Consider the following 24238-nt stretch of genomic DNA (forward strand, 5'->3'; position numbering starts at 1 on the left):
CCGCCGGATCGTATGGGACTCGGCCCGGTGGGCGGAGTCCGTGTGGTCAGAGAGAGCCGCCGATCAGCAATGTGGTGTCGACCAGACGGTTGGAGAAGCCCCACTCGTTGTCGTACCAGCCGACGACCTTCGCATGCCGACCGCCGATCACCTTGGTCAGACCGGCGTCGAAGATGCAGGAGGCGGGATCGGTGACGATATCGCTGGAGACGATGGGGTCCTCGGTGTAGCTCAGGACGCCGGCGAGCGGACCCTGCGCCGCCTTCGCGAACAGCCCGTTGATCTCCTCCGCGGTCACCTCGCGGCTGAGGGTCAAGGACAGGTCGGTGGCCGAGCCGGTGGGGATCGGGACGCGCATCGCGTAGCCGTCCAGTTTGCCAGCGAGCGCCGGGAGGACCAGCCCGATGGCCTTGGCGGCCCCGGTGCTGGTGGGCACGGTGTTGACGGCGGCGTGGCGGGCGCGGCGCAGGTCGCGGTGCGGACCGTCCAGCAGATTCTGGTCCGAGGTGTACGCGTGGACCGAGGTCATCAACCCGTACTCGATACCGATGGCGTCGTGCAGAACCTTGGCCATGGGGGCAAGGCAGTTGGTGGTGCAGGACGCGTTCGAGACGATGGTGTGACGCTCGGGGTCGTACTGGTCGTGGTTGACGCCGTAGGCCAGCGTCAGATCCTCGTTCTTCGCCGGGGCGGAGATGATGACCTTCTTGGCCCCCGCTTCGATATGGGCGCGGGCGCGGTTGGCGTCCGTGAACACACCCGTCGATTCGATGACGACATCGGCGCCGAGTGCCGCCCAGGGAAGAGCCCCGGGGTCACGCTCGGCCGATACGGCGATCCGCCTTCCCCCGATGAGGATGGCGCCGTCCACGGCGCGGACTTCCTTCCCGAACCGGCCCAATGTGCTGTCGTATGCGAAGAGATGGGCCAGCGTGGCGGTGTCGGTGAGGTCGTTGACCCCCACCACTTCCACATCGGCGCCCTGGTCGAACACCGCACGCAGATAGTTGCGGCCGATGCGGCCGAAACCATTGATGCCCACACGCACTGTCATCCGTGGAACCTCTCCTCAAATGCCGGGCCATGAAACGGGAACGGCGCCATTGCTCGGTCCCTTTCGGACGCACGCACGGGCAGCGATTTTACGCGTACGGCCGGGTTGAGACGGGCAGTTGGACAGGCAGTTTCGGCGGCAGTTTGAGCGGCGGCTCTTCTGTCAGACGTGCAGCCTCCGCGTTTCGGCGACGATGCGGTCGCGGATGCTCCAGTGGTTCCGGCGAATGTATGTGCGCTGCAACCAGCGATCACGGCCGTCGTAGCACGGCTCGAATTCTGATCGGGCGTGCAGGCCTTTCCGGTTGTTGATGAGCAGCGCCTGACCGGGGCGCAGAAAGACCTCATGCGCCACTTCCCGGCAGGTGGACTGAAGCCGCTGAAGCGCCACTTCGGCATCGCGGGAAACGGCGTGCACTCCATTGGCGGAGGAGGCGATTTCGGGGGACCAATCGGGCCCGCTGATGATGGGCACGGGGTCGGAGAGGATTTCGTCCTTTCCGGCCATCCGCGCATAACTTCCGGGAGCGTTCAGCCTGAACAGCGGCTCCCTGAGCAGCTTGAGCGAAGAGGCGTCCAAGGCCCGGCACACATCCCGGGCGTCCGCGTAGTAGGTACCCGCGACACCCTCATGGTCTGCGCGGAGGCAGTTGAGGACGAGGAAGTCCGGGTTGCTCAGGTTGTACGATCCCGCCGTGTCGTACACGATGTCGTTGTGAAAGTTAAGGAAAACGGTTGAGCTGCGATTCGTCTGAGACGTCGCTCCATCTGCGACGGGAATGACATCGTGAATCAGCTGCCCGTTCTTCTCGGTGGTGAATCCGACGGGCTCGCCCAGAATCCCGCTGAGTCCGAGGAGAACCCCTTCCGAAACATATGTGCTTTTCGTTTGGCAAGGTCCGCCGTCATCGGGTGTATCGGGAAGGTCGCGTTCGACTGGTAGATTGCCGACCCGCGCCACGCCAGGGGTGTCCGCATGCCTGCCAAAATCCAGGATGGTCTGCAGGAGATCAATCGGCAGGGCCGCGAATATTTGATGGCAGCGAGCCGTCGCGCGATCCATGTCCCGCGTCGGATCGCCCAGGTCTGCGAGTTGCTGCCCGAGAGATTCCTGCACCCCCTCGGGAATGACGAGGTCTATGAATGTGGGCGTTGACCGGAGGCCCGCATCCGCGTTCTCGGCTGCATTCATGATCTTCCTTGGTCCCCTTGAGCTCGGGCAGGTCCGAGGAGATATACCCATGCCGATACCATCCACACTGTCGGCACAGTGAGTTGCCGGTCGCTTCCGGCACAACACATCCGGCATATCTGGCAAAGAGAGAGGGATGGCCATGCGCGTCGCACTGCACTCGGTTCTCAAGGAGGGCCAGGAGGCCGGCTACGAGGAGGTGCATGCCACGGTTCCGGCGGACCTGCTGGAGGCGTTGGGCCGGGCCGGCATCACCAATTGGCAGATCTGGCGCAGCGGGCGCCATCTGTTCCACCTCGTGGACTGCGAGGACTTCTCCGCCGCGATGGCCGCGCTCGACCAGGACCCGGTCAACCACCGGTGGCAGGCGTTCATCGGCGACTACGTCGACCACTTCGAGACCACGGACGGCTCCCCGGCCGGGCCCGCGGCCGATATGGCGCTCGGGCAGGTGTGGGAGCTGCGGGCGCAGGCCGCGGCCGAGGGGTGAGGGAGGGCCGAACCGGCGGAGCTTACTCATCCGGGGCGCCTCGCGCACGGTTTTCATCACACCTTGAGTGGCCCTGAAAACACTGAACCACCACCTCCGTATGACCGGGTGACCACCGCGCAGGGACGCAGAGGAACCGACAGACCACTCCTCGCGCACCCCCCGGCGCACCCCTACTGGAGGTCAGTGAGTTGAGCCACCGACGTGTGAACAAGCGGACCGTCGTCATAGCCGGCGCCGCCGCGGCCGCCCTCGCGGGAGCGGCGGTGCTGCTTCCCAACGCCAATGCGAGCCCGGACAAGTCGGCCGAGGCCAAGACGTTCTCGTCGCAGGCCGCCGTGAAGCTCGCGACGGGCCTCGCGTCGGACCTGGGCGGCAATGCGGCGGGGTGGTACTACCAGGGCGACACCAAGCAGCTGGTGATGAACGTCCTGAACGAGGACGCGGCGAACGACGTCCGGGCCAAGGGCGCCGTGGCCAAGATCGTCGCGAACAGCTTGACGGAGCTCAAGGCCACCACCAAGACGCTGAGCGACAACGCCTCGATCCCGGGCACGGCCTGGTCGATCGACCCGAAGACCAACAAGGTCCGGGTCCTCGCTGACAGAACCGTCACGGGCACGAAGTGGGCCACGCTGACCAAGGCCGTGGACGGCTTGGCGGGTAAGGCCACCGTCCAGCGCACCAACGGCGAGTTCAAGAAGTTCGACGGGACCGACGAGAACCAGCCCGGGGCCAACGGAGGCGCGGGCCAGGGCGGTGCGGACGACGGGGCCGGTCAGGGCGCGGGCCAGGGCGGTGCGGACGATGGCGCCGGTCAGGGCGCGGGCCAGGGCGGTGTCGACGACGGGGCTGGTCAGGGCGCGGGCCAGGGCGGTGCGGACGATGGCGCCGGTCAGGGCGCGGGTGACGGTCAGGGCGCCGGCGATGGCCAGGGCGCGGGCGGTGCCGGTGAGCAGGCCGGGGCGCTGGACGGCGGCGACGCCATCTTCGGCGGTGGCGCCCGCTGCTCGCTCGGCTTCAACGTCGAGGTCGACGGCGCTCCCGCCTTCCTCACCGCGGGCCACTGCGGCAATATCTCGGAGACCTGGGCCACCGACCAGGCAGGCGCCCAGCAGGTGGGCACCACCGCCGAGTCCCAGTTCCCGGTGAGCGACTTCGCCCTGGTGACCTACGACGACCCGAACACCCAGGCGTCCAGCACGGTGGATCTGCAGGATGGCACCACCCAGCAGATCACCCAGGTCGCCGAGGCGAGCGTCGGGCTTGCGGTGAAGCGCTCCGGCAGTACGACGGGTGTCACCGACGGCACCGTCACCGGTCTGAACGCCACCGTGAACTACGGCAACGGCGACATCGTCAACGGCCTCATCCAGACCGATGTATGCGCCGAGCCCGGTGACAGCGGTGGCGCCATGTTCGCCGAGGACGCGGCCGTGGGCCTGACTTCGGGCGGCAGCGGCGACTGCACGCAGGGCGGCGAGACGTTCTTCCAGCCGGTGAGCACCGCGCTGCAGGCCACGGGCGCCGTCATCGGCGGCGACAACGGTGCCGGCGGCGCGGGTGATGGCGCCGGCCAGGGCGCCGGTGACGGCGCGGGCCAGGGTGACGGCGCCGGCCAGGGCGCCGGCGATGGCGCGGGCCAGGGTGACGGCGCGGGCGCCGGTGACGGTGTCGGCCAGGGTGCCGAGGGCGGCGCGCAGGAAGGTGGCGCGGCGAACGGCGGCGCGGCCGGTGACAACGGCGCGGCCGGCAACGGCGACAACGGTGCGGTCGGCGACGGCAGTGGCGACGCGGTCGGTGACGGCAACGCCGCGAACCACTCGTAACGGCTGACGGCTGATCGTGGCAGGACACGTCCTGCCACCCCCTGACCGAGGTCCCGGGCGCCCACCTGCCCCAGTGCCTGGGACCTCGCACCACCCCCCACCGGGCCGCCGACGACTCAACGCGTCGGCGGCCCGTCTCCGTCGGCACGGAGGGGCTGCAACCCGGCCGCCTCCGCCGCCGAGCGGAGCACGTCTTGCAGCATCGCCGGGGTGAGCCGCCCGGTGAAGGTGTTCTGCTGGCTGACGTGGTAGCAGCCGAACACCCGCAGCGGCGCCCCCGCCCCCTCCGCCCGCAGCGTGGTCCGCGCGCCGTGTGCGAACGACGGGCGCGGGCGGGGCACCTCCCAGCCGGCGGCGGCGAGCGCGGGCAGCGCCGCCTGCCAGCCGAACCCGCCCAGCACCACCACCGAGCGCAACGTCGGGCGCAGCAGCCGCAGTTCCTGGACCAGCCAGGGACGGCAGGTGTCGCGCTCCCCGGTCGTGGGCCGGTTGGCCGGCGGGGCGCAGTGCACGGGCGCGGTGACCCTGACCCCGTGCAGTTCCAGGCCGTCGCCCCGATGGGCCGCCTCGGGCTGGTTGGCCAGGCCGACCGCGTACAGCGCCGCGTACAGGAAGTCCCCGGCCCGGTCGCCGGTGAACATCCGGCCGGTGCGGTTGCCGCCGTGTGCGGCCGGGGCCAGACCGATGATGGCCAGCGCCGCGCCCTCCGGTCCGAACCCCGGCACCGGGCGGGCCCAGTAGTCCCACTCCCGATAGGCCGGGCGCTTGATACGGGCGGCCTCCTCCCGCCACCGCACCAGCCGCGGGCAAGCGCGGCAGCCGCTCACCCGCTCATCGAGCTCGCGCAGCGTGTCCGCACCCGGCGCCTGATACGCGGGGTGTGCGGGATCCTCGGGGTCTTCCGTGGTGTTCAGCCGTGCCCGTCCTTGCGATCCTTGCGATCCTTGCGCAGAAAACGCCGCAGCCGGGTCAGCGGCCAGGTGTTGATCACATCGTCGGGGGTCAGCCAGCCGCGCTGCGCCGTTCCGACACCGTAGCGCAGGGCGTCGATGTCGAGGGTGGAGTGCGCGTCGCTGTCCACCGCGAACTTCGCGCCGTGTTCCCTGGCCCGCAGGATGTTCTCGTCCGACAGGTCCAGCCGGTCCGGGTGCGCGTTGATCTCCAGCGCGGTGCCGGTGCGGGCGCATGCGGCGAACACCTCGTCCAGATCGGCGTCGATGCCCGGCCGCTTCCCGATCAGCCGGGTCGTCGGATGGCCGATGATGTTGACGTTCGGGTTCTCGCAGGCCCGCAGCAGCCGCCGGGTCATCTCGTCCCGCGCCAGGCCGAACTGCGTGTGCACCGAGGCCACGCACAGGTCGAAGCCCTCGAGGAAGTCGTCGGGCCAGTCCACGTCCCCCTGGACGTCGATGTTCAGCTCCACGCCGTGCAGCAGCCGCATCCCGCCGCGCCCCCGCCCCCGGTCCAGATCCCGGATCCGCTCGCGCTGGGCCAGGATCTTCTCGTCGGTCATCTGCTGCATATACAGCTTCGGGGCGTGGTCGGTGACGGCGTAGTACGCGTAACCGCGCCGCCGGGCCGCCGCGATCATCTCCTCCAGCGGTTCGAGGCCGTCGGTGAGGTTCGTATGGGTGTGCAGATCGCCGCGCAGATCCGACTCCGTCAACAGCGGGGGCAGCCGCCCGTTCAAGGCGGCCTCGACCTCGCCGCGGTCCTCCCGCAGCGTCGGCGGGATCCAGTCCATGCCGAGCCTGGCGTACACGTCCTCCTCGCTGCGCGAGGCGATCCGCTCCCCGCTCTTGGCGTCGAAGAGCCCGTACTCGGAGAGCTTGAGGCCGTGGCGCATCGCGATCGCGCGGACGCGGATGTTGTGGGCCTTGGACCCGGTGAAGTACAGCAACCCCGCGCCCCAGGAGTCCAGGGGCAGCACCCGCAGGTCCACCTGGAGCCCCTTGGTGGTGCGGATCGAGGTCTTCTTCTCCCCGTGTGCGATGACCTCGGCGGTGTACGGCAGCCGGGTGAACGCCTCCATGAACGGGATCGATGCGTCCGCCGCGACCAGGATGTCGATGTCGCCGACGGTCTCCTTCATCCGCCGCAGGGACCCCGCGTACTCGCAGGCCTCGCAGCCGGTCACCCGGGACAGCTCGGCAACGATGTCGTCGGCCACGCTCATGGCCACATTCAGCGGGACCCGGTCCCCGGCGGCCTGCATGAGGGCGATGCCATGGAGGATGTTCTCCTCCGTCTTGGGGCCGAAGCCCTTCAGATCGCGCAGCTTGTGGTCGTGGATCGCGTCGGAGAGCTGGTCGATGGACGCGATGTGCAACTCCTCGTACAGCAGCATGGCCTTCTTCGGCCCGAGGGCCGGGATGGCGGTCAGCTGTCGCACCCCGGCCGGGATCGCGGCGCGCACCTCGTCCACGGCGGGCACGCTGCCGGTGCGCAGATACTCCACGACCTTGTCGGCGATCGACTTGCCCACCCCGGGGATCTCCCGCAGGCCCTTCGCGCCGAGCTCGGACACATCGCGTGGATAGCCGCCGATCGCGCGAGCGGCCTTCTCGTAGGCACGCGCCCTGAACGCGTCCCCGCCGGTGATCAGAAGGAGGTCCGCGTACTCCCGAAGCAGCGCCTCGACCTCCTCGTTGGAGCGAGTCACACCGTCAATTCTAGGCGGGACAGCTCGTCGATGGCGCGCCCGGACGTGCCTGGCGCTCGACGACCGGTGGAGGGATCCTGGGGTTCAGGAACGGGGCGGGGGCTCCGGATTCCTCCGGGTGCGCCCCGGCTCTCGTGCGTTTCCCCGGGATGGGGGAGGTCATGGATGTTGGATTCCTGAAGCCGCTGTTCGACCGCCCGGGTCCCTGGGCCTGCGTCTATCTGGACACCTCGCGCGCGACCGAGGACGCGCCCACCCGGCGCAGGCTGCGTGAGCGGTTCGTCTGCGACCAGCTCGCCCGGCAGGGCGCCGACGCCGCCACGCGCGAGGCGCTGGTGCTGCGGCTGGCGGGCGAGCGGGCGGCGCGGCCGTCCGCGGGGCGGGCGCTGTTCGCGGCGGGCGGAGAGGTGGTCCTCGACCTTCCGCTGGCCACTTCGCCACGCGATGTGGACACCTCCTGGTCGCTGCTTCCCCGGGTCGCGCCGCTGACCTCGCTGCGCGGCGAGTGGCCCTCCTGCCTGGTGGCCCGCGTCGACCGCTCCGGAGCCGATCTCGAACTGCTCGACGACGCCGGCCCGCGCCCCGTAGGCCGGGCGAGCGGCGGACCGCCGCAGGGGCGCGGACACCGCTCGGTACCCGCCGACCGGTACGAGTGGCACTACCGGAACCGGGTCGAGAACACCTTGGACCAGACCGCGGACGTCGTCGCCGACGAGCTCGCGCGGCGGTGGCCGGAGAGCGACGCGCGGCTGCTGGTCCTGGCCGGCGACCCGCGTGAGCGCAGGGCCGTGCACGACCGGCTGCCCGAGCCGCTGCGCGCCAGCACGGTGCAGGCGCAGCACGGCAGCAGGGCCGCGGGGAGCTCCCGGGAACTGCTCGAAGCGGAGATCGAGCGCGCCCGCGAGGAATACGTCCGCACCCATCTGGAGGATGTCCTCGACCTCTTCCGCGCCGCGCGGGGCCGCCCGGGGGAGCCGGGGGTGGGCGGGGCCCATGACGGTTCGACGTCCGGTGGCGCGGCGGAGGGGATGCGGGCCGTGGTGGAGGCGGTACGCAGCCATCAGGCGGCCACGCTGCTGATCGGGCAGACGGGGTCGGACGCCCGCCGCGAGGTGTGGGTGGGCCCCGGTGTCGACCAGGTGGCGGTGCAGCGCGCCCAGGCCCGGGCGCTGGGGGTGGCCTCGCCGGAGCCGGCGCGCGCGGACGACGCGCTGGTGCGCGCGGCCGCGGCGGCGGACACCGAGGTGCTGATGGTGCCTGAGGGCATGACGGGACCGTCCGGAGGCCTCGGCGCGGTGCTGCGCTGGCACGGCTGAGCGGGCCGACGGGGGAAGGGGTGGTGCGGGGGCGATTCGGGTGCACGCCCGTGAGGGGTGGTGTGCTGTCACTGGTGATCCAGGCGTGCGCTCGCGCGGCGTGGTGTGCTGTCCAGGGTGGTCCGGCCGTGCGCTCGCGCGGCGCGGCGGTGTTGACATGTCGCATTCACGTCTCTAGCGTCCCCAAGACTGTTAGGAAAGTTGCCTAACCAACGCCCGGCCCTCCAGGGAGACCCCCGTGTTCCTCCGCCTGGCACCACCCCGGCGGCGGGCGACAGCCCGCGTGCGCCCCGTCCTGACCACCGCGCTCGCCGCCGGCGGGCTGCTGCTGGCGCTCTCCCTCCCGGCGGGCGCCTCCCCGCCGCTCCGTACGGCGACGGCCGCCGATCCGGCCCCGCCGCCGGTCACCCGGGTCGGGTCCGCCGCGGGCACGGCCACCGCACTGGCCGGCTTCGCCGTGCAGTCCTCGGCGAAGGTCAGCGACAGCCCCGCCGCCGTCTCGACGCCCGGCTACCCGGCCACCGGCTGGTACTCCATGGCGCCGCGGTCGACGGTGCTCGCGGGTCTGCTGGCCAAGGGCACGTACGCGGATCCGTTCTACTCGACCAACCTCAAGAAGATCCCGGCCGGCGACTTCGCCGTCCCCTGGTGGTACCGCTCCGACTTCACCGTCACCGACCCCGACGCCCGCACCTATCTGGACTTCAGCGGGGTCGTCTCCGCCGCCGACGTGTACGTCAACGGCAAGCAGATCGCCACCAAGGACCAGGTCGCCGGCGCGTACACCCGCCATGAGCTGGACATCACCGACCTGGTGAAGTCCGGCACCAACACGGTGGCCTTCAGGGTCCAGCCCAACGACCCGCGCAAGAACCTCACCATGGGCTGGATCGACTGGCTCCAGCCCCCGCCCGACGAGAACATGGGGCTGGTGCGCGACGTCCTCGTCCGCCGCGGCGGCCCGGTGGCTCTGCGCGGGGCGCATGTGACCACCGAACTGGCCGTGCCCTCGCTGTCCTCCGCCGAACTGACCGTCAAGGCCGAGGCCCGCAACGACTCCGGCGCGCCCGTCACCGCCACCGTCTCCGGGACCGTCGGCTCGGTGTCCTTCAGCCAGTCCGTGGCGCTGGCCGCACACGAGAAGAAGACCGTCACCTTCACGCCCTCGGCCTATCCGCAACTGCGCCTGGACCAGCCCCGGGTGTGGTGGCCGGCCGGGATGGGCGGCCAGCCGCTGTACGACCTCGACCTGACCGCCACCGTCTCGGGCACGGCCTCCGACACCGCCCATGAGACCTTCGGGATCCGGGACGTCAAGGCACCGCTGAACGCCGACGGTGCCCGCCAGTACTCCGTCAACGGCCGCCCGCTGCTGATCAAGGCGGGCGGCTGGTCCCCGGATGTCTTTCTGCGCTGGGACGCCCGCTACGTCGAGGACCGGCTCAAGTACGCCCTCGACCTCGGTCTGAACACCATCCGCCTCGAAGGCCATATCGAGCCGGACGAGTTCTTCGACCTCACCGACCGGTACGGCATTCTCACCCTCCCCGGCTGGGAGTGCTGCGACAAGTGGGAGGGCCAGGTCAACGGCGACGAGACCGGCGACAAGTGGTCCGCCGCCGACTACGCGGTGGCCAAGGACTCCATGGCCGCCGAGGCCGCGCGGCTGCGCGACCACCCCAGCGTCATCTCCTTCCTCATCGGCAGCGACTTCGCGCCGGACGCGACGATCGAGAAGAACTACCTCGACGCCCTGAAGGCCGCCGACTGGCCGAACCCGGTCGTCCCCGCCGCCTCCGCCAAGTCCTCACCGGTCCTCGGCAAGTCCGGGATGAAGATGACCGGCCCCTACGACTGGGTGCCCCCGAACTACTGGTACGCCAAGCGCGAGGGCGGCGCGACCGGATTCAACTCCGAGACCAGCGCCGGGCCGGACATCCCGACCCTCGACACGCTCCGGCGGATGATGTCCCCGAGCGAGCTGGAGACGATGTGGAAGGACCCGAAGGCCAAGCAGTACCACCGCTCGCCGTCGAGCACCTTCGGCGATCTGAAGCTGTTCGGCAACGCGCTCAGCGGCCGCTACGGCCCGCCGACCGGCCTCGAGGACTATGTGCGCAAGGCGCAGCTCGCGCAGTACGAGGCGGTGCGCGCCCAGTACGAGGCGTACGGCCGCAACTTCTCCGACACCTCCAAGCCGGCCACCGGCGTCGTCTACTGGATGCTGGGCAGCGGCTGGACCTCCCTGCACTGGCAGCTCTTCGACCGCTATCTCGACCAGGGCGGGGCCTACTTCGGCGCCAAGAAGGCGAATGAGCCGCTGCACATCCAGTACTCGTACGACTCGCGGACGGTGGTCGTGGTCAACAACCGGCATGACGCGGCCACCGGACTGACCGCACGGGTGAGCCTCTACGACACCAAGGGCGCGCGGAAGTACGACAAGAGCGCCACCGGCCTGACCGCGCCGGCCGACGGCGGCAAGGCCACCGCACTGACCGTGCCCGCCAGTGTCAGCGGCCTGTCGGGCACCTACCTCGCCAAGCTCGTGCTCACCGATGGCGCCGGCAAGGAAGTCAGCCGCAACGTCTACTGGCTGTCCACCGAGCCGGACGTGCTCGACTGGGACAACACCGACTGGTACTACACCCCGACCACCTCCTACGCCGATCTGACCGGGCTCAGCAAGATGGACCAGGCGCCGGTGTCCGCCACCGCGGACACCACCACCGCCCCCGACGGCACCGCGACCACGACCGTGACCCTGCGCAACACCTCGAGCGGCCAGACCCCGGCCCTGCTGGTGGACGCCCATCTGGTGACCGGCGCGGGCGCGCCCGTCCTGCCCGTGCGGTGGACGGACAATCAGGTCAGCCTGTGGCCGGGTGAGTCCACGACGCTCACCGCCACCTACCGAGCGGCGGACCTGGGCGGCTCCGAGCCGTCCGTCCGGGTCTCGGGCTGGAACACCGAGACCCGGACGGTGGCGGCGAAGCGTATGCGCTAGAGCGAATTACCGGCGGGTCCTGCGGGTTTCACAAGATCACAAGCTTGTATGCTATGAGCAGCGCAAAGGAGCCCGCAGCCAGCGGCCCGGTGACGCCCGGCGCCGACGGGCTCCCAGCGTGGACCCGCTGGTGTCCGTACGCTCACGAAAGGGGCTCCACATGCTGTCTACGCAGGATCGTCCCCCGGCGCCCAGTCGCTCCACCGGGCGGTGGCGCCGCTACGCCCGGCTCGCGGCGGCGAATTTCGTGCGCGGCGCCTCGTATGCGTGCGGCACCTCGTTCATCGGCCTGATGACCTGGTGGGTGCAGACCCACTAGCGGTACGCCGAGGGGGATCCCGGCGCCCGTCCGGGCGCCGGGATCCCACAGCTCAGCGCGGGCCCGTCACGGCGTCCGGCTCCAGGAACAGCTCGATGACCGGGACGGGCACATCGGGCTTGCGGACCGGGATCTCCAGGGTGAGGCTCCCCGCCGGAACGCCCTTGGGAGCGACGTTGCCGTTGTCCCAGGCCGGGTCGACGATCGGCCGGCGCACCTCGGAGGCGTCGTTGAGCAGCTGGGCGTAGCGCACCTTGCCCGCCAGGCCCGGCAGGTGGAGGTGGCGGTAGGGCCAGTCGAGGACATGGAGGTAGAGCCGGTCGCCGCGCTGGGTGTAGCGGCAGCCGGTGGGCGCGGTGTACGGGGAGGGACCGGCGCCGTGGATGGACCGGGAGTGCAGCCGCATCCAGGCGCCGATCTCGTGCAGGGTCTCAAGGGCCCGCGGCTCCAGTTCGCCGCGCCCGTTCGGGCCGACGTTGAGCAGCAGGTTGCCGTCCTTGGAGACGGTGTCGACGAGCAGCCGGATCAGCTGGTCGGGGGACTTCCAGTTGAGGTTGTCCCGGTCGTAGCCCCAGCTGCCGTTGAGGGTCTGGCAGGCCTCCCACACCACCGGCCGGCCGTCCTCGTCGGTCAGAGGCTCGCCGGGCTGGTGCTGCTCGGGCGTGGTGAAGTCGCCGGGCAGCTCCAGGCGGTTGTTGATGAGGATGTCCGGCTGGATCCGGCGGATCAGCGCCACCAGCTCCTCCGAGCGCCAGTCGGCCTTGCCCTTGCCGCCGGTGATGGGCTTGCCCTCGCTGATGCGGTTGGCGTACGAGAAGTCGAACCACAGCGTGTCCACCGGACCGTACCGGGTCAGCAACTCCTCGACCTGCCCGTGCAGATAGCGGGCATAGGCCGTGATGTCGCGGTCACCCGGGTCGCCACCGTCCGGCGCGTCCTCGTCCCACTGCGGATGGAGGCGGTCCAGCGGGAACCGGGGGTGGTGCCAGTCGAGCAGCGAGTGGTAGAAGCCCACCCCGAGACCCCGCTCCCGGAACGCCTCGCAGAACGGCCCGACCAGGTCCTTGCCGTACGGGGTGCCGGCCACGGTGTAGTCGGTGAGCGCCGAGTCCCACAGGCAGAAGCCGTCATGGTGCTTGGTGGTGAGCACCGTGTAGCGCATTCCGGCGTGGTGCGCGGCGTCCGCCCAGGCGCCGGGGTCGTACAGATCCGGGTCGAAGTGGTCGTAGTACGCCTGGTACTGCTCGTCGGTCAGCCGCTCACGCTGCTTCACCCACTCATGGCGGGCGGCCAGGGAGTAGATCCCCCAGTGGACGAAGAGCCCGAAGCGCTGCTCTTGGAACTCGGCGAGGCGTCGCTGATGAGGCGTTGGGGACGGGTCGGACGTCGATTCGGTCATCGGTCATCCCTTCGCTGCGAGATACATCGGATGTCGTCAAGGGTGTGAGCAGGCCCTCGATGACTATCTCACGGCGCTCTCTCAGGCTTTGCTGTGGAGGCGTCAACTCCTTGTGGTGAAGGCAAGGCCATAGATAGGATGTCTGCGTGAGTCCGGGGATTCAGCCCGAATCGGACGTGGCCTGCTCGCAGAGGTGCGAGCAGGTGCGGTTGAGCAGGCGGGAGACATGCATCTGGGAGATGCCCAGCTGCTCGGCGATGCGGCTCTGGGTCATATCGCAGAAGAAGCGCATGTAGAGGATCCGCCGCTCCCGCTCGGGCAGTCGGCACAGCCCCGACCGCACGGCCTCCCGGTCCACCACCCGGTCATAGGCGGGCTCCTGCTCGCCGAGGGTGTCCATCAGCGCGTAGCCGTCGTCGGCGCCGGTCAGCGGGGCGTCCAGGGAGAGCGGGGAGAAGCTGTCCAGGGCCGCCACGCCGGTGCGTACGTCCTCCTCGGAGAGGCCGGTGCGATCGGCGATCTCCTCGATGTCGGGCGCGCGGTCGTCCAGCGAGTGGCACAGCTCGCGATGGGCGGCCCGCACCCGGTTGCGCAACTCCTGGACCCTGCGGGGGACGTGCAGCGCCCACAGGTGGTCGCGGAAGTGGCGCTTGATCTCGCCGACCACGGTGGGCACCGCGAAGCTCTCGAACGCCGAGCCGCGCCCCGGGTCGTAGCGGTTGACGGCCTTCACCAGGCCCAGCGCGGCGACCTGCCGCAGATCCTCCAGCGACTCGCCGCGGTTGCGGTACTGCCCGGCCAGCCGGTCGGCCATCGGCATCCATGCCTCCACCACCTGCTGTCGCAGGGCCTCCTTCCGCGGTCCGTCGGGGAGTTCGGCGATCCTCTCGAACTCGGCAGAGGTGTCCGGGGCGTCGTCGTGCGGGTGGGCCGAAGAGCGGGCCTTGGGCTGCACTGCGGCGGTCGTCATGAGACACACCTCCTGCGGGTCGACTGACGGTCTGAGGGACCGTGGACACCGCGCAGGAGTCCGGGACCGAACCGGGGGCGCACCCCGAGCGGACACACTGCTCCCGCGGGGCGTGCCTCCGGTCCGAAGCACGAGTATCCGCCTGCCCGGAGTGCCGGACGGTAAACCGCCGATGACGCTCGCCCGGCTCTCCCGCAAGGGCGGCGACTACCGTATGCAGCTGATGACGGGCACCTTCGGGACCCATGACTTCGAGACCTATGACTTCGAGACCCATGACGAGGACACGCGATGAGCCAACCGGTGTTTCTCGGTATCGACATCGGCACCGGATCCTCCAAGGGGGTGGCGGTCCGCGCCGATGGCCGGGTGCTCGCCCGCGCCACCCGCCCGCACCGCACCGCCACCCCCCGCCCCGGCTGGTTCGAACACGACGCGGAGACCGTGTGGTGGGCCGACTTCATCGGCATCGTCCGGGAACTCCTCGACACCGAGGGCGTGGCCGCGCCGGCGGTGGCCGCGGTCGGAGTCTCCGGTATCGGCCCGTGTCTGCTGCCCGCCGACGCGGCCGGCCGCCCGCTGCGCCCGGCGGTCCTGTACGGGGTCGACACCCGCGCCACCGCCGAGATCGCGGAGCTGATCGCCGAACTCGGCGCGGAGGAGATCCTGGCGCGCGGCGGCTCCCCGCTCACCAGCCAGGCGGTCGGCCCGAAGCTGCGCTGGCTCGCCCGCCACGAACCGGACGTATGGCGGGCGACCCGCCGGTTCTTCATGGCCTCCAGCCTGCTGGTGCACCGGCTGACGGGGGAGTACGTACTGGACCACCACTCGGCCAGCCAGTGCGATCCGCTCTACGACCTCGACGCCCGGCGCTGGAGCGACACCTGGGCGCAGCGAGTCGCCCCCGGCCTTGAACTCCCGGCCCTGGCCTGGCCCGGCGAGGTGGTGGGGACCGTGCACGCGGACGCCGCGGCGGCCACCGGACTGCCCGAGGGGGTGCCGGTCACCGCGGGCACCATCGACGCCTGGGCGGAGGCCGCGAGCGTGGACGCGCTGGCCCCCGGCGACACCATGGTGATGTACGGCTCGACCATGTTCCTCACCGTCATGGGCGAGCGGCCGATGCGCCACCCCGCGCTGTGGGGCACCACCGGAGTGCGCCCGGACAGCTACTGCCTCGCGGCGGGCATGGCCACCTCCGGCAGCCTCACCGACTGGCTGCGCGAGCTCACCGGTTCGGACTTCGCCACGCTGCTGGCCGAGGCGGAGCGGGTGCCGCCCGGTTCGCGGGGCCTGCTGATGCTGCCGTACTTCGCCGGGGAGCGCACCCCGCTGTTCGACCCCCGGGCGCGCGGCACCGTCATCGGGCTGACGCTGGGCCACGGGCGCGCGGAGCTGTACCGGGCGGCGCTCGAGGCCACCGCCTTCGGAGTGCGCCACAACCTCGAGGCGTTCGCCGACGCCGGGGCCCGTATCGACCGTCTGGTCGCGGTGGGCGGTGGCGCCCGGAGTCTGTGGACGGCCATCGTCTCCGCCGCGATCGGCCTGCCGCAGCAGATCCCCGCCGAAACCGTCGGTGCCTGCCTCGGCGACGCGGCGCTCGCGGCCCGGGCCCTCGGCGTCGACACCTCCGGCTGGAACCCGATCGTCGCGACCGTCGAACCGGACGAGGCATGGCGCGCGGTCTACGACCGCCGGTACCCGATGTACCGGGAGCTCTACGACGCGACCCGCCGCATCAGCCACGCCCTGGCCGATGAGACGACGGTCGAGTGAGCCGCGGGAGGCCGTGGCCTCCCGCGGTCAGCTCTCCCGCTCGTCGATACCGGCCATCAGCGCCTGGTGGCTCATCCGCACGTGCTCGCGCATCACGCGCTCCGCACCGTCGCCGTCCTTGGCCAGGATCAGGTTGAGCACGCGGTGGTGCTCGCTGTCCGACTCGGTGAGCCGCCCCGGCCGCGACAGCGAGGTGCGTACCAGGCGGGCGTAGGCCAGCTGGTTCATCAGGGTGCGGTAGTGCGCCTCCAGCTTGCTGTTGTCGGCGCCCTTGACGATCAGGTCGTGGAACTCGTGGACCAGCGCCGCGTACCGCTCGGCGTCGCCCTCCCGGACCGCCTCGTCGGCCGCCCGCATATTGGCCTCGAGCAGTTCCGCCTCATGGACGCCGCCGCGGAAGGCAAGCAGCCGGGCGGCGGCGCCCTCCAGCAGCTCCTTCATCTGGAACAGCTCGGTCAGCTCGCGCCGGGACGGCACGGCCACAAAGGTCCCGACCCGCGGCCGGACCTCCACCAACCCCTCGATCTGCAGCTGCTTGAGCGCTTCGCGGATCGGCGTACGGCTGACCCCGAAGGTCTCGGACAGCGCCATCTCGGACAGGCTGGAGCGGGGCGGCAGCTCTCCGCTGATGATCATCTGCCGCAGCTCTTCGGCGACCCTCGCCTGCATGCTGGTCTGCTGAAGCCGCTTCCCTGTGGGTTGTTGCATGGTACGTGACACTAGATGTGGCCCACGCTTCCCGTCAAAGCCCTGCTCACGACCTGAGGCTCTGCTCACGACCTGAGGCTCTGCTCACGACCTGATGCTCTGCTCACGACCTGAGGATGAAGGGGTCTGCCACGGGCTCCTCGCTCGTATTGATCCACACGCTCTTCAGCCGGGTGTACTCCCGGATGACCTCCGTGCCGTGCTCGGTCCCCATGCCGCTGCTCTTGAAGCCCGCCCGGGGCGACATCGGCGACATCGAGCGATAGGTGTTGACCCACACCGTGCCGGCCTCCAGCCGGGCGGCCATCCGATGGGCGCGGTTGAGGTCCCGGGTCCACACGCCCGCCGCGAGCCCGAACGCGGAGTCGTTGGCGATCGCCAGCGCCTCCTCCTCGGACCCGAACGGCATGACCGTGGCGACCGGGCCGAAGATCTCCTCCTGGCAGACGCGCATCGAGTTGTCGGTGCCGGTGAACACGGTGGGGGAGTAGAAGTACCCGTCGAGGTCCAGCTCGGGCCGCCGCCCGCCGCAGACCACCTTTCCGCCCTCGGCCTGCCCCAGCTCGACATACGACTCGACCTTCGCCAGCTGGTCCGCGATGGCCAGCGGGCCCAGTTCGGTGGTCTCCTCCAGCGGGTCGCCGATCCGGATCGTGGCCGCCCGCGCCGTCACCCGCTCCAGAATCTCGTCGTACACCTCCCGGTGCACCAGCACCCGGCTGCCCGCCACACAGGTCTGGCCGGCGGCCGCGAAGATCCCGGCGATCACGCCCATGGCCGCCGATCCGAGGTCGGCGTCCGGGAAGATGATGTTGGGCGACTTCCCGCCGAGCTCCAAGGTGGACCGTATGAGCCGGTCGGCGCAGGTGCGGGCGATACGGCGGCCGGTCTCGGTGGAACCGGTGAACGTCACCTTCGACACGTCCGGGTGCTCGGTCAGCGGCCCGCCCGCGCCCGCGCCGAAGCCGGTGACCACATTGACCACCCCGGGCGGGAAGCCCGCCCGCTCGAAGAGCGGGGCGAGCGCCAGCAGCGAGGCCGAGGTGTGCTCGGAGGGCTTGACGACCACCGTGTTCCCGGCGGCGAGGGCCGGGGCGAGCTTGGTGGCGGTGAGCAGCAGCGGGGAGTTCCACGGGGTGATGGCGCCGACCACGCCGACGGGTTCGCGCAGCGTGTAGTTGAGCAGGGCGCGGTCGGCGCCGGGGATCACCTCGCCGTGGATCTTGTCGGCCAGTCCGGCGTAGTAGTGGAAGTACTCCGGCAGCCCGGCCATCTGCGCCCGCATCTCGCGCAGCAGCTTGCCGTTGTCGAGGGATTCGGTACGGGCCAGCTCCTCGGAATGTTCGCCGATCAGCTCGGCGAGGGCGCGCAGCAGCCGCCCGCGCCGAGTCTGGCTCAGATCGCGCCAGCGCGGATCCTCGAAGGCGGTACGGGCCGCGGCGACCGCGCGGTCCACATCGGCGGCGGTGCCGTTCGCCGCCTCGTACCAGGGCTTCGCGGTGGCCGGGTTGACGCTGGGGAAGTAGCCGCCGTCGGCGGGGGCGGTCCACTCGCCCGCGATGTAGTGGTCATGGCGCGGCAGGCGGTTCATGAGCTGTGGCACTCCTGTCCGGTGTGGCTGAGGATCACGTCGGTGAGCTCCTGCGGGTACTCCAGCGGCAGCAGATGGCGCGCGCCGGGCACGATCACCGCCCGGCCGCCGGGGATCCGCCCGGCCAGCCGGCGCGACATCTCGGGGGTCGAACCGGGGTCGTCCGACCCGGTCACCGCCAGGGTGGGGGCGCCGATCCGGGACAGCAGCGGCCACAGCCCGGCGTCGGAGCTCGCGAACACGTCGTAGCAGGCGAGGTAGGAGGCCCGGTCGTTGGCGAGCAGGGTGTCGAGCACATCCTGTGCCAGAGCGGGCTCCTGGGCCCGCCAGCCGGCCGAGAACCACCGGTCGACCGCCGCCCAGGCGGACGCCCCGAAGTCGCGCGCGGCCAGCACCCTGCGCCGCGCCACCGCCGCCCGCTCCTCCTCGGTGCGCCCGGCGACCGAGCTGACGAGGGTGAGCGAGGCGGCCAGCTCGGGCCGGACCAGCCCGAGCTGCTGGGCGACCAGGGCGCCCAGCGAGAAGCCGACGATATGCGTGGGGCCGTCCAGCAGCGCCGCGACATCCGCGGCCAGTTCGGCCAGGGACACCCCGGCTGCCGCGGCGGGGGAGGCGCCGTGGCCGCGCAGATCGACCAGGGTCACCCGGTGCCGGGCCGCGAGCCGGGGCAGGCACCGGTCCCACAGATGGCGGTCGAGCCCGACGCCGTGCAGCAGCACCAGGCCGGGTCCGTCGCCGTGTGTCTCATGGCTCAGCGCGACGGGGGCGCCCAGCGCGGCGGGGGCCAGCGGCTGTGCCTCGGGCGGCCGGTCGGGGCCGCCGCCCCCGGACGCGCGATCGACAGCCCGCGCCGTGCCCATGTCGCTCACCGCCCCTTCGCTCGCTGCCCTTTCACTCACCGCTCCGTCGCTCACTGTTCCGTGGACAGAGGGGCCAGCCGGGCCTGCGGACGCCCCTGGGCGGCGGCTGCCAGACCGATGACGATCTCGTCGGCGCGCGGCCCGTCCGGCACCCGGACCTCGATGCTCTGGTGGTGCGAGCGTATGGTCGCGTCGGTGACGTGCTTGAGCGGTATGTCGAAGACGGTGCCCGCCGCGGCCCGCTTCTCCACCGCCGGCAGCAGGGTGGTCGCCTGTGCGGCCCGGCGGAAGTGGTCGCCGAACTTGAGCGTGTGGATGAGCCCGGAGCCGTGCTCGACCTCCCCGTCCAGGCCCACGATCGCGGCCTTCCCGTACGCCTCCACCGGCGCGCCCAGCGCCTCGACCACCCGGGGGGCCAGCAGCTCGCCGAGTTTCGGCGCGACCTCGTCGATCCCGGGCAGCAGATCCGCGACGTAGCCCTGCCCCGCCCAGGGGTTCTCGATGACGGCGACCACCACCGCGGTACGGGCCGGCGGGTCGACCGGGCGGCCGCCCTCGGTGTGGATGTCCTCGGTGAAGGTGATGATCTTGCGGATGTTCACTGGGCGGTCTCCAGATCGGCGAGGCGGACGAGGGGGTCGGTGGCGCGGTCCCCGATCCGCGCGTTCGGGCGGGGGCCGGCCGCGCCGGCCGCGACCACGACGATCTCGTCCGGCCGGGGCGCGTCGGGGACGCGGATATGGCAGGTCTGGTAGTGCGAGCGGGTCGCGGCCGCGGTCTTGTGCCACAGCGGTACGGTCAGCGGCTCGCCGGCCGGGAGCCGGTCGTCGCTGAAGACGATGATCGAGGTGCCCTCGGTCAGTTCGCGGAAGACATTGCCGAAGAACGGTGTGTGGATCAGCGCCCCGCCGTGCTCGATCTCCCCGTCCAGGCCCACGATCGCGGCCTTGCCGAAGGACTCGATACGCCCGACCCCGCCCAGCGCCTCGCTCACCCGGTCGGTGAGCAGCCGTGCGAGACCCGGAGCGATCGCCTCGACCTCGGGCCCCAGATCGGCGACGAAGCCGCGCCCGGCCCAGGGGTTGCGGATCACCGCGGCCGCGGCGGCCCGGCGCACCGGTGTGGCCACCGGGCGGCCGAGCTCCAGCAGCAGCTCATCGGTTACGGTCACCACTTTGCGCAGCCCGGTCAGGCCGTTCGCGGCACTCATGAGGTGAACTCCGGCATGACCTTCTCGGCGAACAGCTCCAGGCTGCGCATTGCCTTGCGGTGCTCAAGACCGGGGTGGGTGGTCCACAGCAGCAGATGCTCGAGACCCACCTCGTCCCGCAGCTCGGCGATCTTCTCCGCGACGTACTCCGGGGTGCCGACCAGCAGATTGCGCCCGTGCAGAAAGTCGAAGGACAGCTCGTGGGCGTCGGTGAGCTCTTCGCCCGCCTCCATCAGATTGGCCAGGCCCCGCCAGTGCATGATCCACCGATAGGTGGTCATCAGCGACTCCTCGAAGTCGGCGCGGGCCTGCTCCATGGTGTCGGCGACATAGACGTCGCGGACCAGGCCGATGCCCTCGCCGAGCGCGTACTCGCGCCCCGAGGCCCGGCTCGCGGTGTCGCGGTAGAGCTCGAAGCGCTCCTTGAGCGCCGAGACCGGCGGCAGCCAGAACATGCCCTGGACGCCGTCGGCCGCGGCGGCCTGGATCGAGCGGGGGCTGTCGATGACCTGCCACAGGGGCGGGTGGGGCCGCTGTAGCGGGAAGGGTGTGACCTGCATCTTGGTGATCACCCCGGCCTCGGTGTAGTCGGGGGTGGCGGGGGAGAGCGGATGGTTCCATTTCACCCCAGGGGCGGGAAACTCGTAAAACTGTCCCTTATGGGAGAAAAACTCTCCGCTCCACGCCTTGCGCAGGATCTCCACGGTCTCCTCGTACAGCGCGCGGTTGCGCTCCTGGTCGCGCGGGTCGGCCAGGGCGTTGAGGTTGAGCGCTTCCCGCCCGTACAGACCGCGTCCGAGGCCCACCTCGACCCGACCGCCGGAGAGCTGGTCGAGCATGGCGATGTCCTCGGCGAGCCGCAGCGGATGCCAGAAGGTGGCGATGCTCGCGGCCTGGCCGATCCTGATGCGCTCGGTGCGGGCGGCGATGTCCGCGCCCATGAGGACCGGGTTCGGGGTGATCTCGATCGCCTCGTGCCCGAAGTGGTGCTCGGTGTACCAGGTGGACCAGAAACCGGCCCGCTCCGCGGCGATGGCGAACTCACGCGCCTCGTCCATGACATGGGAGTAGGAGCCGAGCCGTCCAGGCGCTCCGAGGTTGTGAAATATCGAGAACCGCATCCGATGACCCTCCAGCTCGTGCTGTGCCATGGCAGCGAGGCTAGGAGTCCGGTTCTGGCTCGTCAAGGGCTCGCTTCCAGGCAACAACATTGACCTGTGCATTTCTTGTCCAGCAGCGCCTTCGGGGTTCTTTCTGCTCAAGGTGTTGACACTGGCCTGTGTCGTTCTTAGCGTCCTCTGCCATACAAGAGCTGAGTGAGGGAACCGTCATGACGCGAACTCTTGACCGCACCGCCCGCATCCGCTCCGCCTGGCAGGCCGCATGGGATCAGGGCCGCCTCGAAGCGCTCGACGAACTGCTCAGCCCCGGCTATGTCCGGCGCCGCGGGCCCGCCGCCGCGCCACAGGACCGCGAGCAGTTCAAGGACTCCGTACGCGCCGTCCGACGGGCCTTCCCCGATCTGCGGACCGAGATCGAGGAGATCGTGGAGGACGGTGAACGGCTGGCGATCCGCTGGCGCTCCACCGGCCGTCACACCGGGGACTTCCTCGGCGTGCCGCCCACCGGCCGGCCGGTGGAAGTGTCCGGTGCGACCTTCTCCCGCTTCGACGGGGCCGCGGTGGCCGAGGAGTGGGTCACCTTCGACTCCCGTCAGCTGCTGGAGGCGCTGGGGATCGTCACCACCACCAAAGAAGCCGCGGTCGAAGCCGACCTGGTGCGCGGGGTGCACCGTAAGTTCATCACCGGGGTGACCGTCGTGACCTGCGACGACGACGGAAAGCCCAGGGGGCTCGCGGTCAACGCCTTCGCCAGCATCTCACTGGACCCGCCCATGGTCCTGGTGTGCGTCCAGCGGAGCTCCACCACCCACCCCGCGCTCCACCGCGCCACCCACCTCGGCATCAACATCCTCGCCGCCGACCAGCTGGACGTGGCCAGGACCTTCGCCTCCAAGGCCGACGACAAATTCGCCCCGCACCCCTGGACCCCCGGCGGCCATGGCTCGCCGCTGCTCGACGGGTGCTGCGCCCAGCTGGAGGTGGAGATCGGCGAACGGCTGGAGGCCGGCAGCCACACCGTCTTCACCGGCCGGGTGGTCTTCGCAAGCCACGACGACCTCGCGCCGCTGGTCTACAGCGGCGGAGGGTTCTTCGACATCTCGCAGACGGCGCCCCTGCCGTGGTGAGCCGAGCCGGTCCGCGCCCGCACACCTCTTTGTGTCCCGCCACCCCCCGACGCCCCTCTCCTCCCGTCCCCAGGAGCACCCCATGACGCACGACGCCCCGGCGCCGGTGTACGGCAGCGCTGTCACCAAGGTCGAACCCTTCGGGGTCGACCACATCCCCGACAGCGAACGGCACGGCAAGCCCAGCTCGCAGTTCTTCGTCTGGTTCGCCGCCGGTCTGAACTTCCCCATCATCCTGCTCGGATTCAGCGCGGCCTGGTTCGGGCTGAGCTTCACCGCCGCCGTGGTCGCGATCGTCCTCGGCGCCGCCCTCGGCTCGCTGCTGATGGCCGTGATGTCCAAGATGGGCGTACGGCTCGGTGTGCCGCAGCAGATCCAGGCGCGCGGTCCGCTCGGCTTCTTCGGCAACTTCCTGCCCGTGGCCTACATCAATGTCTTCGCCGGGATCGGGTGGGCGGCGGTCACCGTGATCCTGGGCGGGAAGGCGTTCGCGGAACTGACCCATCTGCCGTTCTGGCTCTGTGCCTTGGCGCTGACCGCCGTCGAACTGGTGGTGTCCGTCTACGGCTACAACATGATCAATTACCTCCAGCGGGTGCTCACTTATGTCCTCACCCCGCTGTTCGCGATGATCACCGTGGTCGCCGTGGTCCGCGGCGGAGGCACCTTCGACGCCGATCCGCACGCCAAGGGGTATATCGGTGGCACGGGCGGCTGGATCACCTTCGGCGGCTGGTTCCTGTCGTTCCTGGTCGCCTGGGCGCCGTTCGCCTCCGACTACTCGCGCTATCTGCCCGACTCGCCCCAGGTGGTGAACCGCACCGCCTGGTACACCGGGCTCGGCAACTTCGTCACCATCTGCTGGCTCGGCATCCTGGGCGTGCTGGTCGGCGGCAGCGCCACCAGTACGGACTCCATCACCGCCCTGCACGAGCTGGCCGGGCCGTTCGCGGTCCCCGCGCTGATCGCCATCACCCTGTCCGCGCTCGCGCAGAACTTCCTCAACGTCTACGGCGGCGCTATCTCCGTCCAGACGCTGAAGGTGCCGGTCACCCGCACCCAGGCGGTCGTGGTGATCTGTCTGCTGGCGTACGGCATCAGTCTGTGGGGCGAGTCCGGGACCGAGGACAAGTTCAAGGTCTTCCTCAACCTCACCGCGTACTTCATCGCCCCCTTCGCTGCCGTGCTGCTGCTCGACTACCACCTGGGAGGGCGCTCCGACCGGGCCCGGATCCCCGAGCTGTACGACCGGAGCCGGGTGCTCGACTGGGGCTTCGTCGCCTGGGCGGGCGGGGTGTTGGCCTCGGTGCCGTTCTGGCAGTCCAGCTTCTACACCGGGCCCTTCTCGGCGGCGTACCCGGGCGCGGGCGACCTGAGCATGTTCGTGGCGGCCGGCGCGTCCGTGGTGCTGTACCTGCTGACCTACCGGCTGCGGCCGCTGTGGGTGCGCGAGGACGCCGCCGCGCCCGGCGCACGCGCGGAGGAACCCGCGGCGGTGGCGGGCTCCTGACGGAGCAACACGGAGCAACACGGAGTAACGGAGTATCCGGCGGCGGGCGGCACTGCTACGGCGGTGCCGCCCGTTCGTGTCCGCGGAGGTGTCACGGC

21 protein-coding genes are annotated in these 24238 nt (G+C 70.6%); 9 read left to right on the plus strand and 12 right to left on the minus strand.

Annotated features, from left to right (window positions below):
• Nucleotides 1-46: 46 nt before the first annotated feature.
• Both gap and ACH4U7_RS00935 read right to left on the minus strand, forming a co-directional pair.
• Nucleotides 47-1054, minus strand: a complete 1008-nt coding sequence (gene gap, locus ACH4U7_RS00930; RefSeq protein ID WP_398525906.1) for a type I glyceraldehyde-3-phosphate dehydrogenase — start codon at nucleotides 1052-1054, stop codon at nucleotides 47-49.
• Between the two features lie 162 nt (nucleotides 1055-1216).
• Entirely contained in the window at nucleotides 1217-2245 is a 1029-nt protein-coding gene (locus tag ACH4U7_RS00935; RefSeq protein ID WP_398525907.1) for a TauD/TfdA family dioxygenase, read from the minus strand.
• Nucleotides 2246-2381: 136 nt separating this feature from the next.
• Between ACH4U7_RS00935 and ACH4U7_RS00940 the strand changes: the two genes are divergently transcribed.
• Nucleotides 2382-2735 (plus strand): L-rhamnose mutarotase, encoded by a 354-nt coding sequence (locus ACH4U7_RS00940; RefSeq protein WP_398525908.1) that lies wholly within the window; start codon nucleotides 2382-2384, stop codon nucleotides 2733-2735.
• 176 nt (nucleotides 2736-2911) lie between these two features.
• A complete protein-coding gene (locus ACH4U7_RS00945; protein ID WP_398526428.1) occupies nucleotides 2912-4564 on the plus strand; it encodes a S1 family peptidase in 1653 nt (550 codons plus the stop codon).
• Between the two features lie 116 nt (nucleotides 4565-4680).
• Here ACH4U7_RS00945 and ACH4U7_RS00950 read toward each other — a convergent pair whose 3' ends face one another.
• Both ACH4U7_RS00950 and polX read right to left on the minus strand, forming a co-directional pair.
• The gene (locus ACH4U7_RS00950; RefSeq protein ID WP_398526429.1) at nucleotides 4681-5478 is read right to left on the minus strand and encodes a uracil-DNA glycosylase; all 798 of its coding nucleotides are present in this window, start codon (nucleotides 5476-5478) and stop codon (nucleotides 4681-4683) included.
• Nucleotides 5475-7226: a DNA polymerase/3'-5' exonuclease PolX gene (gene polX, locus ACH4U7_RS00955; RefSeq protein ID WP_398525909.1), complete on the minus strand. Its 1752-nt coding sequence runs from the start codon at nucleotides 7224-7226 to the stop codon at nucleotides 5475-5477. The genes ACH4U7_RS00950 and polX overlap by 4 nt, the downstream gene beginning before the upstream one ends.
• 161 nt (nucleotides 7227-7387) lie before the next feature.
• Between polX and ACH4U7_RS00960 the strand changes: the two genes are divergently transcribed.
• The 3 genes from ACH4U7_RS00960 to ACH4U7_RS00970 all read left to right on the plus strand — a co-directional run bounded on the left by ACH4U7_RS00960 (nucleotide 7388) and on the right by ACH4U7_RS00970 (nucleotide 11868).
• Nucleotides 7388-8542 carry a hypothetical protein gene (locus ACH4U7_RS00960; RefSeq protein ID WP_398525910.1) on the plus strand — a complete coding sequence of 385 codons (1155 nt, stop codon included), beginning with the start codon at nucleotides 7388-7390 and terminating at the stop codon, nucleotides 8540-8542.
• Nucleotides 8543-8780: 238 nt separating this feature from the next.
• Nucleotides 8781-11549 (plus strand): glycosyl hydrolase 2 galactose-binding domain-containing protein, encoded by a 2769-nt coding sequence (locus ACH4U7_RS00965; RefSeq protein ID WP_398525911.1) that lies wholly within the window; start codon nucleotides 8781-8783, stop codon nucleotides 11547-11549.
• A 160-nt stretch (nucleotides 11550-11709) separates the two neighbouring features.
• Nucleotides 11710-11868: a hypothetical protein gene (locus tag ACH4U7_RS00970; protein ID WP_014173534.1), complete on the plus strand. Its 159-nt coding sequence runs from the start codon at nucleotides 11710-11712 to the stop codon at nucleotides 11866-11868.
• Nucleotides 11869-11920: 52 nt separating this feature from the next.
• Here the strand turns inward: ACH4U7_RS00970 and ACH4U7_RS00975 are convergent, their stop codons facing one another.
• Nucleotides 11921-13267 carry an alpha-L-fucosidase gene (locus tag ACH4U7_RS00975; protein ID WP_398525912.1) on the minus strand — a complete coding sequence of 449 codons (1347 nt, stop codon included), beginning with the start codon at nucleotides 13265-13267 and terminating at the stop codon, nucleotides 11921-11923.
• Between the two features lie 160 nt (nucleotides 13268-13427).
• Nucleotides 13428-14237 carry a SigB/SigF/SigG family RNA polymerase sigma factor gene (locus tag ACH4U7_RS00980; protein WP_398525913.1) on the minus strand — a complete coding sequence of 270 codons (810 nt, stop codon included), beginning with the start codon at nucleotides 14235-14237 and terminating at the stop codon, nucleotides 13428-13430.
• A 172-nt stretch (nucleotides 14238-14409) separates the two neighbouring features.
• Between ACH4U7_RS00980 and ACH4U7_RS00985 the strand changes: the two genes are divergently transcribed.
• Both ACH4U7_RS00985 and ACH4U7_RS00990 read left to right on the plus strand, forming a co-directional pair.
• A complete protein-coding gene (locus ACH4U7_RS00985; protein ID WP_398525914.1) occupies nucleotides 14410-14532 on the plus strand; it encodes a hypothetical protein in 123 nt (40 codons plus the stop codon).
• Entirely contained in the window at nucleotides 14529-16013 is a 1485-nt protein-coding gene (locus ACH4U7_RS00990; protein ID WP_398525915.1) for an FGGY-family carbohydrate kinase, read from the plus strand. Before ACH4U7_RS00985 ends, ACH4U7_RS00990 begins: the two co-directional genes overlap by 4 nt.
• A gap of 27 nt (nucleotides 16014-16040) precedes the next feature.
• Here ACH4U7_RS00990 and ACH4U7_RS00995 read toward each other — a convergent pair whose 3' ends face one another.
• The 6 genes from ACH4U7_RS00995 to ACH4U7_RS01020 form a co-directional block, all read right to left on the minus strand.
• Nucleotides 16041-16721, minus strand: a complete 681-nt coding sequence (locus ACH4U7_RS00995; RefSeq protein WP_398525916.1) for a GntR family transcriptional regulator — start codon at nucleotides 16719-16721, stop codon at nucleotides 16041-16043.
• A gap of 103 nt (nucleotides 16722-16824) precedes the next feature.
• Nucleotides 16825-18312: an aldehyde dehydrogenase gene (locus ACH4U7_RS01000; RefSeq protein WP_398525917.1), complete on the minus strand. Its 1488-nt coding sequence runs from the start codon at nucleotides 18310-18312 to the stop codon at nucleotides 16825-16827.
• Nucleotides 18309-19211 (minus strand): alpha/beta fold hydrolase, encoded by a 903-nt coding sequence (locus ACH4U7_RS01005; RefSeq protein ID WP_398525918.1) that lies wholly within the window; start codon nucleotides 19209-19211, stop codon nucleotides 18309-18311. Before ACH4U7_RS01005 ends, ACH4U7_RS01000 begins: the two co-directional genes overlap by 4 nt.
• An 11-nt stretch (nucleotides 19212-19222) precedes the next feature.
• The gene (locus ACH4U7_RS01010; RefSeq protein WP_398525919.1) at nucleotides 19223-19774 is read right to left on the minus strand and encodes an amino acid synthesis family protein; all 552 of its coding nucleotides are present in this window, start codon (nucleotides 19772-19774) and stop codon (nucleotides 19223-19225) included.
• Nucleotides 19771-20382, minus strand: a complete 612-nt coding sequence (locus ACH4U7_RS01015) for an amino acid synthesis family protein (protein ID WP_385616683.1) — start codon at nucleotides 20380-20382, stop codon at nucleotides 19771-19773. The genes ACH4U7_RS01010 and ACH4U7_RS01015 overlap by 4 nt, the downstream gene beginning before the upstream one ends.
• On the minus strand, nucleotides 20379-21533 hold the full coding sequence (locus ACH4U7_RS01020; protein ID WP_256981466.1) for an LLM class flavin-dependent oxidoreductase: 1155 nt from the start codon (nucleotides 21531-21533) through the stop codon (nucleotides 20379-20381). The genes ACH4U7_RS01015 and ACH4U7_RS01020 overlap by 4 nt, the downstream gene beginning before the upstream one ends.
• Nucleotides 21534-21712: 179 nt before the next feature.
• On the opposite strand from ACH4U7_RS01020, the gene ACH4U7_RS01025 reads away from it, so the two are divergent.
• Both ACH4U7_RS01025 and ACH4U7_RS01030 read left to right on the plus strand, forming a co-directional pair.
• Nucleotides 21713-22630, plus strand: a complete 918-nt coding sequence (locus ACH4U7_RS01025) for a flavin reductase (RefSeq protein WP_398525920.1) — start codon at nucleotides 21713-21715, stop codon at nucleotides 22628-22630.
• Between the two features lie 82 nt (nucleotides 22631-22712).
• Nucleotides 22713-24140 carry a purine-cytosine permease family protein gene (locus tag ACH4U7_RS01030; protein ID WP_398525921.1) on the plus strand — a complete coding sequence of 476 codons (1428 nt, stop codon included), beginning with the start codon at nucleotides 22713-22715 and terminating at the stop codon, nucleotides 24138-24140.
• Nucleotides 24141-24238: the final 98 nt, after the last annotated feature.

Source organism: Streptomyces sp. NPDC020845, assembly GCF_044334165.1.
Taxonomy (GTDB): domain Bacteria; phylum Actinomycetota; class Actinomycetes; order Streptomycetales; family Streptomycetaceae; genus Streptomyces.